Source organism: Flavobacterium sp. AK-301, from assembly GCF_058310215.1.
This window is the reverse complement of sequence record NZ_JBZEES010000005.1, coordinates 42,637-58,948: the sequence shown is the minus strand read 5'-3', so window position 1 is coordinate 58,948 and position 16,312 is coordinate 42,637. Positions and strand designations below refer to the sequence as shown.

Annotated in this window: 13 protein-coding genes; 8 read left to right on the top strand and 5 right to left on the bottom strand. The window is 32.8% G+C overall.

Annotated features, from left to right (window positions below):
• Positions 1-126: 126 nt before the first annotated feature.
• On the bottom strand, positions 127-2,271 hold the full coding sequence (locus AC4FQX_RS09390; protein WP_491167432.1) for a S46 family peptidase: 2,145 nt from the start codon (positions 2,269-2,271) through the stop codon (positions 127-129).
• 295 nt (positions 2,272-2,566) lie between these two features.
• On the opposite strand from AC4FQX_RS09390, the gene AC4FQX_RS09385 reads away from it, so the two are divergent.
• Both AC4FQX_RS09385 and lysM read left to right on the top strand, forming a co-directional pair.
• Positions 2,567-3,271 carry a hypothetical protein gene (locus tag AC4FQX_RS09385; RefSeq protein WP_491167431.1) on the top strand — a complete coding sequence of 235 codons (705 nt, stop codon included), beginning with the start codon at positions 2,567-2,569 and terminating at the stop codon, positions 3,269-3,271.
• Between the two features lie 151 nt (positions 3,272-3,422).
• The gene (gene lysM / locus AC4FQX_RS09380) at positions 3,423-3,887 is read left to right on the top strand and encodes a peptidoglycan-binding protein LysM (RefSeq protein ID WP_491167430.1); all 465 of its coding nucleotides are present in this window, start codon (positions 3,423-3,425) and stop codon (positions 3,885-3,887) included.
• Positions 3,888-3,969: 82 nt separating this feature from the next.
• Here lysM and obgE read toward each other — a convergent pair whose 3' ends face one another.
• The 4 genes from obgE to hpt all read right to left on the bottom strand — a co-directional run bounded on the left by obgE (position 3,970) and on the right by hpt (position 7,519).
• Entirely contained in the window at positions 3,970-4,980 is a 1,011-nt protein-coding gene (obgE, locus tag AC4FQX_RS09375; protein ID WP_491167429.1) for a GTPase ObgE, read from the bottom strand.
• Positions 4,981-5,099: 119 nt separating this feature from the next.
• Positions 5,100-6,359 carry a hemolysin family protein gene (locus AC4FQX_RS09370; protein ID WP_491167428.1) on the bottom strand — a complete coding sequence of 420 codons (1,260 nt, stop codon included), beginning with the start codon at positions 6,357-6,359 and terminating at the stop codon, positions 5,100-5,102.
• A gap of 22 nt (positions 6,360-6,381) precedes the next feature.
• On the bottom strand, positions 6,382-6,966 hold the full coding sequence (locus AC4FQX_RS09365) for an adenylate kinase (RefSeq protein WP_491167427.1): 585 nt from the start codon (positions 6,964-6,966) through the stop codon (positions 6,382-6,384).
• Positions 6,967-6,985: 19 nt separating this feature from the next.
• On the bottom strand, positions 6,986-7,519 hold the full coding sequence (hpt, locus tag AC4FQX_RS09360; RefSeq protein ID WP_491167426.1) for a hypoxanthine phosphoribosyltransferase: 534 nt from the start codon (positions 7,517-7,519) through the stop codon (positions 6,986-6,988).
• A gap of 338 nt (positions 7,520-7,857) precedes the next feature.
• Here hpt and AC4FQX_RS09355 point away from each other — a divergent pair, with 338 nt between their 5' ends.
• The 6 genes from AC4FQX_RS09355 to AC4FQX_RS09330 all read left to right on the top strand — a co-directional run bounded on the left by AC4FQX_RS09355 (position 7,858) and on the right by AC4FQX_RS09330 (position 15,765).
• Complete coding sequence (locus AC4FQX_RS09355; RefSeq protein ID WP_491167425.1) at positions 7,858-8,532, top strand: hypothetical protein; 675 nt, start codon at positions 7,858-7,860, stop codon at positions 8,530-8,532.
• A gap of 2 nt (positions 8,533-8,534) precedes the next feature.
• A complete protein-coding gene (locus tag AC4FQX_RS09350) occupies positions 8,535-10,490 on the top strand; it encodes a hypothetical protein (protein ID WP_491167424.1) in 1,956 nt (651 codons plus the stop codon).
• Positions 10,491-11,834: a hypothetical protein gene (locus tag AC4FQX_RS09345; protein ID WP_491167423.1), complete on the top strand. Its 1,344-nt coding sequence runs from the start codon at positions 10,491-10,493 to the stop codon at positions 11,832-11,834. It begins immediately after the preceding gene.
• 96 nt (positions 11,835-11,930) lie between these two features.
• Positions 11,931-13,082, top strand: coding sequence for a 5-(carboxyamino)imidazole ribonucleotide synthase (locus AC4FQX_RS09340; protein ID WP_491167422.1), 1,152 nt, complete (start codon positions 11,931-11,933; stop codon positions 13,080-13,082).
• A gap of 115 nt (positions 13,083-13,197) precedes the next feature.
• The gene (purE, locus tag AC4FQX_RS09335; protein ID WP_491167421.1) at positions 13,198-13,686 is read left to right on the top strand and encodes a 5-(carboxyamino)imidazole ribonucleotide mutase; all 489 of its coding nucleotides are present in this window, start codon (positions 13,198-13,200) and stop codon (positions 13,684-13,686) included.
• Between the two features lie 51 nt (positions 13,687-13,737).
• Positions 13,738-15,765: a M3 family metallopeptidase gene (locus AC4FQX_RS09330; protein ID WP_491167420.1), complete on the top strand. Its 2,028-nt coding sequence runs from the start codon at positions 13,738-13,740 to the stop codon at positions 15,763-15,765.
• The last annotated feature ends 547 nt before the right edge of the window (positions 15,766-16,312 follow it).

Here is a 16,312-nt window from a genome sequence, read left to right as displayed (position 1 = left end):
GGATATGACAATTATCATCATAAAACTATCTGCAAAACGAAACAGGTTGTTAAGGCTTCATATTAAAAAACCTGTACTAATTGCTTAGCACAGGTTTCCGAACCGATTAAATCTTTTCTTTCGCTGTTACTTAACGATAGTCAACTCATCTATAATATTTGTAGCTCCTGCATATTTATCAATGATAAATAACACATAACGAATATCTACATTTATAGTACGTTGTAATTCCGGATCAAAGATCACATCTCCTGCCATAGCTTCAATATTACCATCAAAAGCCAAACCGATTAGCTCTCCTTTTCCATTAATTACGGGAGATCCTGAGTTACCTCCGGTAATATCATTATCTGTAAGGAAGTTTACCGGCATATAACCATTTTTATCTGCATACTGCCCAAAGTCTTTTTTATCATTCAATTCAATCAGTTTTTTAGGTAGATCAAACTCTTCATCATTGGGTTTGTATTTCGCAATTGTACCTTGTAAAGTAGTATAATAATTTACTTTGGCGTCATTTCTTTTATCTGTCGGCAATGAAATTACTTTCCCATAAGACAAACGTAATGTACTGTTTGCATCAGGATAATATTTTGTAGTTGGATTTGCAATACGCATTCCTTCTACTAATAATCTGAATGATCTCTGGAAATCATTATCAAGCTGAACCTGATCTTCGGTTTTCTCTCTATATCTGTTTAGTAAACTTGAAGACAGTTTATATAACGGATCATTTTCTACTGTTACTCCATTTGAGTTTTTAAGATACTCTTCAAATTTTTCTTTTGAAGTAAAAATACTTTTATCAAATGCATCATTTACAACAGAGGTAAAATCTCCATTATTCGATTTTGCCAGTTCAGCAATATAAGGAGCTAAACCTGCTCCGGTTGCTTTAGCTGCATATAGATTTAATTCTGCTATTAATATATCTTTTTCAGTTGCTGTATCTGTTCCATCATACATATCCGTAATTTCAGACTGTATTTGTGAAGATACCATAGCTTTTCTTGCTTCTCCTAATTTAGCATATTCATTCGCCATACTTCCTAATCGGTATGGAAGAGCTGCAAAAGTACTGCTTCGCAATAAACCGGTCAGATAATTATCATGGCGCGCTTTTTCATTGGTTTTAGCATAATAGTTATCTATTGTTGCTATTACATTACCATACTTTTCTTTATTTGCTTTTTTGTTTGCCCATTTGTTGAACTTCGCTTCATTGGCTTTTTTTGCTTTAGCAGTCTGATGTTGCGTTAAAGCATCGATCATACCCTGACGATTTTTCCAATAATTAGCAACTGAAGCATATTTCGAAGCATAATCAAGTCGTATTTTGTCTGACTGATCCATATGTTTTTTCATCTGGTCCATCCCTACTTTTGAAGCTTCAACCCATGCAGGATAGGCATATTTTACGTTTTGCTCTATTCCTCCTGCCGGCATCCAGCGGTTTGTTCTTCCGGGATAACCCAGAATCATAGCAAAATCATTTTCTTCAAAACCTTTTAAACTAACCGGTAGATAGTGCTTTGGTTTTAAAGGAATATTATTTGGAGAATATTCAGCAGGGTTTCCCTTTGCATCTGTATACACTCTGAAGATAGAGAAATCACCTGTATGACGTGGCCATTCCCAGTTATCTGTATCTCCTCCAAATTTACCGATACTATTAGGAGGCGTACCTACTAAACGTACATCATTATAATCCTGGTAAACAAAATAATAATATTCATTTCCATTAAAGAAAGGACGAACGGATACGGTGTATTTTCCTCCTTCATTATTTTCTTTCTCAATCAAAGCAATTTCCTGATTGATTGCTTTTTCTCTTTCTGCCTCGGTCATTTTATCATTAACCTTCCCTAAAATTCTCTTAGAAACATCATCCATTCTTACAAAGAAGCGAACAGATAGTTTTTTAGGCTTTAGTTCTTCTTTCTTATTAGAAGCCCAAAAACCATTCTTTAGATAATCTGCCTCTGGTGTCGATAGTTCTGCAATAGCGCTATATCCACAGTGATGATTTGTAAAAACAAGACCTTCTTTTGAAACGATCTCTGCTGTACAACCCCCGTTAAACTGAACAATTGCGTCTTTCAGACTTGAATGATTAACGCTGTATATCTCTTCAGCTGTTAACTGTAAGCCCATTTTCTCCATATCTCTATGGTTCAATCTTTCGATAAACATCAAAAACCACATCCCTTCATCGGCTTTCATCGGAATGACCGTCAGAGACATTGTTAAGAATAAAATAATTTTTTTCATAAACCTGAATGAATTAATTTTTGTTATGCGAATATAATTCATTTTAAGAATAGCATAAAATAAAGTGATACTAATCTAAAAAAACAAGTATATTTTTAACTTTAATTTTTATTTCTCCATGAAAAACAAAAACATTCTATATCTATTTCAAAAAGCAATGAACTTACTTTCATTATAACAAAAAATAGTATTTCAGATATTTTCTCTGCTTTTACAAGCCAAAAACATCAAATATTTGCTATCTCCTTTTATTCGGGCTATCTTTAGAGGTTATGAATCAATAAATTATAAAAAAATGGCAATTTTATCACAAACTTCGTTATTGGAAAAATTATCTCATGCGGAACAATTACATGAGCACGTTACTTCTCTTGCTGATTATAAACCGGAAGAAAATGAATTTACTACAGGGAGCTTGCGCATCATTATTGATGAATTAACAAAAGCACAGGAAGAATATTCTGTAAAACAGCAGGAATTCAACCAAGCTCTTCAAAGACGTAAAAATGCTTTTTCAAATAGTCCTACTTCACTTATAAGAAGTATTGCGTTAATCAATGCATATCTACTGGAAAGTAAAGGAGCAGAAAGTACTGAATACACTAATGTAAACACTTTAGTGAAAAAAATAAGAGAAGAAAGACCTACTATGGTTAAAACAAGTGATACTACGGATATACTCCATCGTTCTGAAAAAGAATATGATGAGCAATTACAAAACTTTTCTGGTATTCTTAAACTCTTAAAAGAGTTCAAAACAAAATATGATCCATCCAGCTTAGAAATCAAAACGGAAACGCTTCAGACTCTTATTAATGAGATACAGGAAATAAACGATCTTGCAAAACAAAAACATGAAGAGTTCAAAGCATTAACGGATAAACGAAAAGAAAATTTTGGAAAAATGCTTGAAACAACACAAGGGGTTAAAAATAAAGTAAAAGCCCAGTTTAAAGTAGCTTCAACAGAGTTTAATGCAATCAAAAATTTACGTTTTTAAATAAATCCCAATCTATTTTAAATTTTTGATAAAAAAAGATAAAGGTATTCTATTTTAGGGTACCTTTATTTCTGATTAATAAAGACTTCTTATTAATATAACTTGGCATATTATTTGTAATCTAATTATTATTAATTAAAATTAAAAAATCATGGGAATATTTTCATTTGTAAAAGACGCAGGAGAAAAATTATTTGGTAAAAAAGAAGAAGCTGCTCCGGTTGAAGAAAAAGCGGTATTAAAAGCAGATGCTTTACTTGCTCATGTTAAAGCTTTGGGCTTACCTTTCGTAAGAATCAAAATCACTTTAAAAGGTGATAATGTTTTAGTTGAAGGTGAAGTAAATAAACAGGAAGATGCTGAAAAAATACTTTTAGCTATCGGTAACGTTACTGGTGTAGATCAGGTAGAAAGTCAAATGACTGTTATTGAAGTAGCTGCTCCAGAAGCACAGTACTACACTGTAGTAAAAGGAGACAACTTATCTAAAATCTCTAAACAATTTTATGCTAATCCAAATAAGTATACTATTATTTTTGAAGCAAACAAACCTATGTTAACGCATCCTGATAAAATCTATCCGGGTCAGGTTTTAAGAATTCCTTCTTTAAACTAAACCAGTTCACAGACAAAATAAAACAAAAAAGGTGTTTCAGATTTGAAACACCTTTTTTTATAATCACTTTTATGTAAATACGTTATTTTACTTCCTGATTAAGCATCTGCCATAATTTATCTTTTAATTCCTGTAAACCTTGTTGCGCTACAGAGGAAATAAATAAATAAGGTACTCCTTTAAAAGTTTGATCTAATTCCGCTTTTAATTCCACTCTCAGTTCATCATCCAGCATATCACATTTTGAAACTACAACAATACGTTCTTTATCGAGCATTTCCGGATTATACTTCGTCAGCTCATTGATAAGAATATTGTACTCTTCTCTGATGTCCGGCGCATCTGCAGGAATCAGAAACAATAAAGTAGAATTACGTTCTATATGACGTAAAAAATAATGCCCTAATCCTTTTCCTTCTGCTGCTCCTTCTATAATACCGGGAATATCAGCAATTATAAAAGATTGAAAATCACGATAGGCAACAATTCCTAAATTTGGTTTTAATGTAGTAAAAGGGTAATCCGCTATTTTTGGTTTTGCTGAAGTCAAAACAGAAAGTAATGTCGATTTTCCTGCATTAGGAAATCCTACTAAACCAACATCTGCCAACACTTTTAACTCTAAAACAATATCCAGTTCTTCTGAAGGTAAACCAGGCTGGGAATAACGTGGCGTCTGATTGGTTGATGATCGAAAATGCCAATTCCCTAATCCTCCTTTTCCTCCTTTGGCAACTATTCTTTGCTCTCCGTTTTCTGTAATTTCAAAAAGAATCTCATTTGTTTCTTTATCACGCACAACGGTTCCTAACGGCACTTCGATATATTTATCTTCTCCATCAGCACCTGTACTTCTTCCTCCTGAACCATCTCCTCCGTGACCGGCTTTGATATGTCTGGCAAATTTTAAATGAAACAACGTCCATAATCCTTTGTTACCTACTAAATACACATGTCCTCCGCGTCCTCCGTCTCCTCCGTCAGGACCTCCTTTTTCAATGAATTTCTCTCTGTGCAGGTGAGTAGAACCCTTCCCTCCTTTACCGGAAGAAACATATATTTTTACATAATCTACAAAATTCCCTTCTGTCATCTTTTCTGTTTTAAGAATAGTACTCTGAGCTATTTAACAGCATATTGAAATTATTTTTCAATTTACGTTACTTCATCTGCCTTCTTTTATTTTATTTTATTCTGTTCTATTCTGAGAGTTTACCGGATTGCTCTAACTATAACTTTATCAATCTTTACTCCATCCATATCAATCACTTCAAGTTCGTAATCTTTCCAAATCAGTTTTTCTCCTTCATCCGGTATATGTGAAAGTTCAGTCATAATCAGCCCGCTGACTGTTATCACATCATACTCACTAATCATATCTCCTAAACCAAAAAAGATCAGAAAATCATGCAATGAATAGTGTCCGTCTACCAACCATGTTCCATCTTCTCTTTCGACTAACTGAAAATCTTCTTCATAAAAATCAGAAGCATTACCTACTAAGGCCTCTAGAATATCATTTAGTGTAATAATCCCCTGAAAAATCCCGTATTCATCTGAAACCAAAGCATAATGGACATGACTTTTCTTAAAGTCTTCCAGAGCTTTATAAACAGAAGTATGCTCCATAATAAAGGGCGTTTCTGTAAGGATTGATTTCAGATTAAAATCTTCTTTTTCAAACTTGGCAAAGAGGTGTCTTAATCTAACAACACCTACAATATCATCGTGGTTTTCATCATAAACGGGATAAGCAGAATGTAAATCATTAAATACCAATTCTTTTATCTTTTCTTTATCGGCATTCAAAGGTAAGGAAATAACTGATTTTCTATGTGTCATTAACGAATTTACTTTTCTATCGCCAATATGGAACACACGCTCAACAATATTCTGTTCGATTTCCTGAACTTCTCCGTCCTCTGTTCCTTCTTTTATAATTGCCTTAATCTCTTCTTCTGTTATTTTTACTTCAGCCAAAGGTTTTACTCTGCAAACTTTTAATAATAAATCTGTAATCTGAGTAAGTATCCAAATAAAAGGAATTGCTGCTATTGAAAGATATTTTAAGGGTGTAACTACCAGTTTACAAATAACTTCGGGATAAGTAGAACCAATCCTTTTAGGCAACAACTCTCCAAAAACCAATGTAAGAAATGTAACTGCAAGAACAACAATCACTAAAGCAACCGATTCTGCATAAGGAAGTAAAACTTCATTCTGAGCAATAAAAACAGCCGTTTCCTGAATTAAAATAGTACTGCAAAAAACACCTATAAGAATCAAAACCAAAGTAGTCCCTATCTGCAATGCCGAAAGAAACCGACCTGAAGTAGTTGCAGATTCTGAACCTATTTTTATTTTTGAATTCCCTTTTTCTGATCTATTCTTTTTAACCGAAATAAAAGCAACTTCGGACATGGAAAAAACACCTTTTAATACTATTAAAAATAAAACAACCGTAATTTCCATAATTTAATTAAAATCTGCTTCTCTATTTTTGTATATATAGACTTTCTATAACAGTACTTAAACGTTCTGTAATTTCATTAATAGAACCTATACCATTTACGGAATGAAATATATCTTTATTCTGGTAATACTCTATTAAAGGAGCTGTTTTCTCATTATATTCTTCATAACGATTTCTGATCTTTACCTCATCCTGATCGTCTGCTCTTCCGCTGGTCTTACCTCTTTCCAGTAATCTCTGAACTAATACTTCATCATCCGCTTCTAAAGCAACTGTGGCCGTAACTTTCCATCCTTTTGATTCCAGAAAGGTATCTAATGCTCTTGCCTGCGCTAATGTTCTTGGAAAACCATCAAATAAAAACCCGTTAGTATTCGGATGCTTCTCTACCTCATCCTGTAACATTTTTATAGTTAGCTGATCCGGAACCAAATCGCCATTATCCATATAAATTTTGGCTTGTTTTCCCAGTTCAGTATCATTTTTTAAATTAAAACGAAATACGTCTCCGGTTGAAATATGGGTCAAATTATATTTTTCTTTTAAAAATTCTGCTTGAGTTCCTTTTCCTGCTCCTGGCTTTCCAAATAAAACAATATTAATCATAATCGTGTTGAATGTGTATTTATTTAACTTGATAAATCGCCGGTATATTTCTGCCCAATCCGTCATAATCCAAACCATAGCCTACTATGAACTTATTTGGGATCTCTATACCAACATAATCTATTTTTATATCTTTTTTATATGCTTCCGGTTTCAAAAATAATGTAGCTATTCTTAGCTGCTTTACCTTTTTCTCTTCAAACATTTGTTTCAATTCTACAAGGGTATTCCCTGTATCAACAATATCTTCTATAATAACTACTGTTTTACCTTCCAGATCTTCATTAAGTCCAATCAGTTGTTTTACCTGATTAGTCGTAGTAGTACCTTCATAAGAGGACAGTTTGATAAAACTTACTTCACAGGACTTTTTATAATGTTTCATAAAATCTGAAACTACCATAAAAGAGCCATTCAATACACCTACAAAAACCGGTATCTCATCTCCCATCTCTAATGCTACCTGTTCTGCCATATCTGCTATAGCTTTATCTATTTCCTGAGCAGAAATAAAAGGGACAAAATATTTGTCATGAATCTGAATCTCTTGCATAATGAATTATAAAATTTTCGCAAATATACTGAATTAGAATTGAGTAGTCTGTATTGATAATTAAGATTATTGCCATAATTACCTCTTACTACATGATAAACAGTATCTTTCAGACCACAGAAATAATTTAACTGATTTGTAATTTTTTCTAAAAATATACAAAAAACAGCAAACAACAAAACTTAATAAAGGGTAAATCTTGTTCGTTTTGTATTTTTCAGCAATCTAAAACAACCCCGATATATCATTTTTTTAAGACGATTACCGTTTGTTTGAAATAATTTGTATTTTTATCAACAAAAGTTTGTTTTTTTAAAGTTTATGACAACAAATACATCATGCACAAAAAACTAAAATATCTTTTCTTTGTTCCTCTGCTTTTAAGTCTGACCTCCTGTTTTCAGATCATTGAGGAAATTAATTTAAAAAACAACGGAACTGGTGATATGGTAATTACATGCAACTTTAGTCAGAGTAAAACAAAGATTGCTTCTATCCTGCTTTTAGACAGCATAAACGGTCATAAAGTTCCAAATGAACAGGAAATTCGGAAAAACTTAGACAAGGCGGTTGATTTTCTTAAAAAAACAGAGGGCATAACTAATATTAAAAAATCAGTTGATTTCAAAAACTATATTGCTTTTGTCAGTTTCTCTTTTAAAGATATATCAAATATAAATGATCTTACAAAAAAGATACTGGAACAACAAAAAATAACGGCTGTAAATACTTCACACTATAGTTTTAATAAAACAACAAAAATATTTTCAAGAAACTACAAGTATACTGATACTGCTAAAAAACAATATGACAAATTAAAAACAGAGGACAAAACCGTTTTCAAAACAGCCGTTTACACTTCTATTTACAGGTTTGAAAATGATATCGTATCGAATAGGAACACATTAGCTAAAATATCAAAATCAAAAAAAGCAACCATGCTTCAGTCTCCTGTTTTAGATCTAATTAACGGAAAAACAAATATTTCAAATACCATTCAATTATCCAAATAAGTATGATAAACAAATACTCTTGGACAATCTTATTGTCCTTAACTCTTATTGCTGTTCAGGCTCAAGATTTAGCCACCAAAATACCGAAGGAAGCCTTGGTTGTTGCTTCTGTAAAAAGTAATACCTTTTTCGACTTGCTATCAATTGAAAGATTCAACTCTTCTGTTATTGGTAAAAAAACAATAAAGGAGTTATTTAAAAACTCAGATAAAGCGTATAGCAGTATTGAGGATACAGGTATTGACCTTATGAATTCTGTATATTATTTCAATCTGTCAACAGATAGTATTCAATACAATTGCGTTTTAATTCCTTTGAAAGATGCAGATAAATTTAGCAATTTGTTTAAAGACAAAAAAATTGAAACTGCTTCTGGTAATATCCGAACAATGTCAGACAATTCCAATATGGTTTTAAAATGGAATGACCAGTTTGCTCTTTTTATCACAGGCGATCTGAGAACTTCTTTCTTTGATAATAAAGAAATTGCTGCTCACTATGGACTGACCTATAATGAACCTTATAACTATAATTATTATGAGGATGCTTATCCGGTAGCAGATTCTACTGCTACTAATGAGTCTTATTATGAAGATTATGAGGAAACAGAAGCTACTAAAGCTGAAGAACCTGTTTATGAAAAAGAAGTTCTACATCCGTCAGTTTATGATACTTTACCTGCAACTACTCCTCTTTCGAAAGATTATGATAACGATGAACATGAAGTTACTCAAATTCCTGAAGATAACACCGATTACTATAAGGATTTGAGAACAAGAGACAGTCTGGAGTCAAAATGGACTACTCTGAAAGCAGATGAACTATTTTTCGGTAACAATAAAGCTTCCATACTAACAAACTCTTCTTATCTGAAAAGTATCGACAATAAAGCAATGGCTTCATTATGGGTTGCAAACCTTGGTAACCTTTATAATTATTTCATTCCTTCTACAAGTTATTATTTTTCTAAAGACATTAATTTCATGCAGTGGTATCACGGTATGCAGGTCAAACTGTTTATGGAAAAGGATATGGCTCGTATGACCTATCACATGGATGTAGATAAAGATATGGCTGAAAGCTACAAGAAAATATACAACAAGAAAATTAATAAAAAATTCTTCAAATATATCAATGAAAATAAAATGATAGCCTATATGGGATACAGTATGGATACAAAGGCTTATCTGGAAGAATTCCCAAAAATAATACAGAATATATATGTAAATACTCTTTTCGGAGATTACAAAGATGAAGCTGAATTAGCCTCTGATTTTCTCTCTCTAATCATTGATGAAGAAGCCATAAGTAAAGTAATCAAAGGAGACGGATTATTTATCCTTACAGACATATCGCAAAAAGAAGTTCCTTATATCGACTATCAGTATAATGATAATTATGAATATATTGAAATAGAAAAAACAAAGAAAGAAACTCTTCCTGATTTTCTGTTCATGTTTTCTTCGGATGATACCAGACTAACTCAAAAACTGATGCGTTATGGTGTTAAAAAGAATATACTTACTACTCAGGATAATATAATCTACAAAGTAGCACCTATCAAACAAAACGAAGACAACATCATCAACATGTATATGACCATCAAAGATGATATTTTCTTTTTCGGGACTTCTTTAACAGATATGCAGAATATAAAAAACAATCAGTTTAAATCCTCTCTATCATCAAAACACAAAAAACTATTGTCACAGAATTATTTTTCAGGTTATTTCAGTCCTAAAAAACTAAACGGTAAATTAAATGGTATTGAGGAAATTAAAGACCTGTTCCAATCAATGAAGATTAATACTGCTCTGAGCAAGTCCGGTGACATATACGCAAAAGCCACACGTATTAAAGGAAATACTGTTTCCGGAGAAGTAATCATTGAAACTCCTGATAAGAATAAAAACGCACTGGAATATTTATTTTCTTTAATAGACAGTTTAAAATACTAAATGAACAAAAAGAACATTAAGTACAGTATAATAGTAATAGCAGGGGTCTTCTTCCTGCTATTACTATTTATAGGTTATTTACAGTACAGAAAATACCGCTCTTATTCTGACACAATACATAAAGAGGCTCAGACTATTCTAAAAGTCGACATTGATACCATTTTGATAACTATGGCTAAAGAAGCCGTTTTTAATCTTTTTAAAAAATCCTCTTCGGAAAAAAAAGAAACTCATAAAAAATGGAATGAAACAGGATTTAGCATCCCTTCAGATCTTTTGATATATACTATATCCTCAAAATCCGACGACACTTATTTCTGCTCCTTCCCTATTTCTGATTCTGCAAAAGTGAAACGTTTTATCAAAAAACATTTTACCTCAACTTTTACGAAAATAGAGAACCGAATTCTATTCGGTAATACTGATAATGGAAAAATCACTTTTGCTTATACAAACAACAAAATAGCTTTTTCTTATTCTTTTCAAAGAGAGAACACGAAGAATATATTAATAGATATTTTAGATTCTAAAAATATGCTTTCTAATAGTGATGAACGGATCAAAAAACTAAAGAAACAAAAGAATCACATCGTTTACCTCAACAATAACGCTACAATACAAGCTGATTTTATAAAAGATAAATTAGTTTTAACAACATCTGTTCTTCCTTTTGGTCCTTTTATAATTCCGGATCATACTGAACACAGAATATTCAACAAGGGAAATACCGTACAAATAGGACTGAACACTGCTCTGGATCCAAAAAAACTAAAAAAAGAATACAACATCGGAGAGTATACAATACAAACAGACAGTATTTTAAAATATTATAAAGACTATACTGATCTGGAAATAGTACAATCTGTTATTCAACAGGACACAATTACGACCTACGAATATGATGATGATTTTGAAATGACAGAAATACAAACTGTTAAGGAATCAAAGGTACCGGAAATCTATCTTTCTTTAAGATCAGATGTAGTTCCGATGACACATTACCTGAAAAATCAGAATCTTATACAATCAGACGGAACAGTAAATCAGGAAGTATTTCCTTTATATGCTTTCAAAACATTTGCTGAATCAGAATACTTAGGATTCAGCACTTCTGATAAATTTAAAAAAACGTCAGCCTTAAAGACCTCTGATTATTTTTTCTCTGTTTACATCAATTTTGATAAACTTACAACTTCCGGCATTCCTGAATCAATAACAAAGCATACCGAAAAGATTAAAAAATTACAAATTCAGGCAAAAAAAGCAGAACAAAAAGGAATAATAATGGAAGGTTATATTCAATTTAAAAACAGAGCAACAAATGACCTTCTAAGTTTATTCTGATAAAGCATCTTCAAAAATAATTAAAGTAGTTAAAATAGCATTTTACTATTAATTCATTATAAAGTATCTTTGGCAATACAAACGACATACAACACAATGAATTATTTTTCTTCCAATTTTAAATTAGGCATTTTAGGTGGCGGACAGCTGGGTAAAATGTTGTTGACCGAAACCAGAAAGTTTGATATACAAACCTATGTTCTGGATCCAAGCGATGAAGCTCCATGCAAAATAGCCTGTAATCAATTCTTTAAAGGAGACCTAATGGATTTTGATACCGTTTACCAATTTGGAAAACAAGTCAATGTACTTACTTTTGAAATTGAACATGTTAATATTGAAGCTTTAGAAAAATTAGAGGAAGAAGGTATAAAAGTATACCCTTCTCCTAAAACCCTGAAACTTATTCAGAATAAAGGTATTCAGAAAGACTTTTATACACAACACAATATACCGACAGCTCCTTACCAACACTTTGAAAATTTGAACTCTTTACAGAAAGCAGTAGAAGATAAAACAATTGCTGTTCCTTTTGTATGGAAAAGTACTCAGTTCGGTTATGATGGAAATGGTGTAAAAGTAATAAAAAACGAGAGTGATCTGTCAGGACTTCCAAATGTGGAATGTATTGCAGAGAATATGATACCTTTCAAAAATGAATTAGCAGTGATTGTTGCCAGAAACCCTTCCGGAGAAATCAAAACTTATCCTGTTGTTGAAATGGAATTTCATCCTACAGCAAATCAGGTGGAATATGTAATATGCCCGGCAAGAATAGAGGATAAAGTAGCTGATAATGCTAGAGAAATAGCATTAAACGTATCAGAAAAATTCAATCATGTAGGTCTTCTTGCTGTTGAAATGTTTCAGACAGAAGACGATCAGATACTAATTAACGAAGTTGCTCCTCGCCCACACAACAGCGGACATTACAGTATTGAGGCAAGTTATACATCACAATTCGAACAACATTTACGTGCTATACTTGATCTTCCTCTTGGAAATACAGACAGCAAAGTTGCAGGAATCATGGTAAACTTAGTTGGAGAGGAAGGCTTTTCCGGTGATGTTACTTATGAAAACATAGAAACTATATTAAGATGGACTGGTGTAACACCACATATATACGGCAAAAAGCAAACCAGACCTTTCAGAAAAATGGGACATGTTACGATTGTAAATGAGGATATTGCGAAAGCACGAAAAATTGCTGAAAAAGTAAAAAACACGATTAGAGTTGTCAGCTAATATAGTTGATAATTAATAATTGATAGTTGATAGTTTTTTGTGAGATGTAAAATGTAAGATATTATCTGTAGCTCAACAAACTTTAAACACACTAAACCTTAAACCTCTTAAAAACATGAGTAAAGTAGGAATTATAATGGGCAGTATCTCTGATATGCCTGTAATGCAGGAAGCAATAGATATATTAAAAGAATTTAATATTGACATAGAGGTAGATATTGTTTCTGCACACCGCACACCTGAAAAACTATTTGATTATAGCAAAAATGCACATACTCGTGGTATTTCCGTTATTATTGCCGGAGCAGGCGGAGCGGCACACTTACCCGGAATGGTTGCCTCAATGTCACCACTACCGGTTATAGGTGTTCCTGTAAAATCCAGTAACTCGATTGATGGTTGGGATTCTGTTTTATCTATCCTTCAGATGCCAGGAGGCGTTCCGGTTGCAACAGTAGCACTAAATGGCGCAAAAAACGCAGGAATACTTGCTGCTCAGATTATAGGAAGTCATGATAAAATCGTTCTTGACAAAATTATAGCTTATAAAGAAAGCCTGAAAGAATCAGTCTATAAATCATCCGAAAAACTAAAACGGCAATAAATACACAGTCATTTATTACTCTCTTTATAAAATCTCAAGAATAAAACAATCATGAATATATTATTACAACCTTTTGATACAAAACTGGACACCGCTCCTTTTTCTAAAATAAAAACGGAAGACTTTCTTCCTGCTTTTAAAGAAGCCATCCATACTGCTAAAGCGGAAATTGATGCCATCATAAATAATTCAGAAACGCCTACATTTAAAAACACAATAGAAGTATTATCTTTTAGTGGTGATAAACTGGATCGTATCTCAAGCATCTTTTTTAATCTGCATTCTGCTGAGACCAATGATACTATTCAGAAAATAGCAGTTGAAGTTTCTCCTCTATTATCTGAATTCAGCAACGATATACGATTAAATGAAAAACTGTTTGCCCGAGTAAAAGCGGTTTACGAACAAAAATTAAACCTAGACCTTACGCCGGAACAAACAACATTACTGGATAAAAATTATAAAAGTTTCGCCCGAAACGGAGCAAATCTGACCGAAGATAAAAAGAACGAACTTCGTGAAATCGATAAAGAACTATCTAAACTGAGTTTACAGTTCGGTGAAAATATACTGGCAGAAACACACGCTTTTCAATTACACATTACGGAAGAAAAAGATTTGGCAGGTTTACCCGAAGGAGCTATAGAAGCAGCTTCTGAACTGGCTAAAAATCAACAAAAAGAAGGCTGGATATTTACATTGGATTACCCAAGCTACATTCCTTTTGTAACCTATGCTGAAAATCGTGAATTACGTAAAAAAATGGCGATTGCCTTCGGAGCAAAAGGTTTTCAGAACAATGAACTGGACAACCAGGAAATTGTATTGAAAATAGCAAAACTTCGTTATGAAAGAGCGGTTATTCTGGGATATAAGAGTCATGCCCATTTTGTTCTGGAAGAACGAATGGCAGAAAATCCGGAAAAAGTAAAAACATTTTTAAATGATCTTTTAGTAAAAGCGAAACCTGCTGCAAAAAAAGAGTTTGAACAGTTAACTGCCTTTGCAGAAAAATTAGACGGAATAAAACAACTTGAAAAATGGGATGGTGCCTATTATTCTGAAAAACTGAAACAGGAATTATTCAATCTGGATGATGAAATGTTGAAACCTTATTTTCAGTTAGAGAAAGTACTAAACGGAGCCTTTACTGTTGCTCAGAAACTATATGGACTAACTTTCACAGAAGTATCTGATATTGACAAATATCATGAAGAAGTAAAAACCTATGAAGTAAAAGAAGAGAATGGAAATCTGGTTTCTGTATTCTATGCCGATTTCTTCCCAAGAAAAGGAAAACGAAACGGAGCCTGGATGACTTCTTTTAAATCTCAATATAACAAAGATGGTAAAAATGAAAGACCTCATGTTTCTATTGTATGTAATTTCACAAAACCAACGGCAACAAAACCTTCATTATTAACTTTTAATGAGGTTACTACACTATTCCATGAATTTGGACATGCATTACACGGAATGCTGGCTAACACTATTTATCCTTCGCTTTCAGGAACAAATGTATATTGGGATTTCGTTGAATTACCAAGCCAAGTACTGGAAAACTGGTGCTATGAACCTGCAACATTAGCATTATTTGCTCAGCATTATCAGACAGGAGAGACCATTCCAATGGAGTATATCAATAAAATCAAAGAAAGCTCCAACTTTCAGGAAGGAATGGCAACTATGCGCCAGCTAAGTTTTGGTCTTCTGGATATGGGATGGCACAGTCAGAATCCTTCCGCTATTAAAAGTATAAAGTCTTTCGAAAATGAACAATTTGCCTCTACACAAATCTATCCCGATGTAAAAGAAAATGCAATGAGTACTGCCTTCTCCCATATTTTCCAAGGGGGATATTCAGCCGGATATTATAGTTATAAATGGGCAGAGGTTCTAGACGCTGATACTTTTGAATATTTTAAAGAAAAAGGAATCTTCGACAGAGAAACAGCTACAAAATTTAAAAATCATGTACTTTCAAAAGGAGGCACAGAACATCCTATGGTCTTATACAAACGTTTTAGAGGTCAGGAACCAAAACCTGAAGCTTTATTAAAAAGAGCAGGACTACTATAAAACAATGAAAATCAACCTCATAAAAAAGGCGATACTTTTAGGAGTATCGCCTTTTTTCAGCACTAAAAAATCATGGCATGCCCCTGCTGGCGCGAGCGTCTCGCTCGTGATCACAGTAAAACTTTGACTAAATACACTAACAGCTAAAGCACGAGCAAGATGCTCGCGCTAGCGGGGGATACTGGAATTAAAATTGATTTTTTCATTAAATTGTATAAGTCTAGGTTATGTTTTTTTGATCTAAAAGCATCAAAATAATTAGGGTAATATTAACGAATATACATTAAAAAAACTAAGGAAATTAAGAAAATTTATAGATTGTATTCTATAAAAATTCAATTTAGTAGAATTTAGTTTAAGGACAGCCCATGTTTTAAAAGTAAAGTGTCTAATATATTCATATTGAAAGTCCCCTCGCTGGCGCGAGCATCTTGCTCGTGACCACAATAAAACTATTTCCTAAAATTATAAATAAACTAAAACATTAAGAACTAGGAGCTCGCGCCAGCAGGAGGAATATCTTTCCATGTTTTTACACTTTTGTGTA

Bases quoted from the DNA above. Each gene is read 5' to 3' on its own strand.
- AC4FQX_RS09390 (WP_491167432.1), bottom strand. From the start codon at position 2,271: ATGAAAAAAATTATTTTATTCTTAACAATGTCTCTGACGGTCATTCCG.
- AC4FQX_RS09385 (WP_491167431.1), top strand. From the start codon at position 2,567: ATGGCAATTTTATCACAAACTTCGTTATTGGAAAAATTATCTCATGCG.
- lysM (WP_491167430.1), top strand. From the start codon at position 3,423: ATGGGAATATTTTCATTTGTAAAAGACGCAGGAGAAAAATTATTTGGT.
- obgE (WP_491167429.1), bottom strand. From the start codon at position 4,980: ATGACAGAAGGGAATTTTGTAGATTATGTAAAAATATATGTTTCTTCC.
- AC4FQX_RS09370 (WP_491167428.1), bottom strand. From the start codon at position 6,359: ATGGAAATTACGGTTGTTTTATTTTTAATAGTATTAAAAGGTGTTTTT.
- AC4FQX_RS09365 (WP_491167427.1), bottom strand. From the start codon at position 6,966: ATGATTAATATTGTTTTATTTGGAAAGCCAGGAGCAGGAAAAGGAACT.
- hpt (WP_491167426.1), bottom strand. From the start codon at position 7,519: ATGCAAGAGATTCAGATTCATGACAAATATTTTGTCCCTTTTATTTCT.
- AC4FQX_RS09355 (WP_491167425.1), top strand. From the start codon at position 7,858: ATGCACAAAAAACTAAAATATCTTTTCTTTGTTCCTCTGCTTTTAAGT.
- AC4FQX_RS09350 (WP_491167424.1), top strand. From the start codon at position 8,535: ATGATAAACAAATACTCTTGGACAATCTTATTGTCCTTAACTCTTATT.
- AC4FQX_RS09345 (WP_491167423.1), top strand. From the start codon at position 10,491: ATGAACAAAAAGAACATTAAGTACAGTATAATAGTAATAGCAGGGGTC.
- AC4FQX_RS09340 (WP_491167422.1), top strand. From the start codon at position 11,931: ATGAATTATTTTTCTTCCAATTTTAAATTAGGCATTTTAGGTGGCGGA.
- purE (WP_491167421.1), top strand. From the start codon at position 13,198: ATGAGTAAAGTAGGAATTATAATGGGCAGTATCTCTGATATGCCTGTA.
- AC4FQX_RS09330 (WP_491167420.1), top strand. From the start codon at position 13,738: ATGAATATATTATTACAACCTTTTGATACAAAACTGGACACCGCTCCT.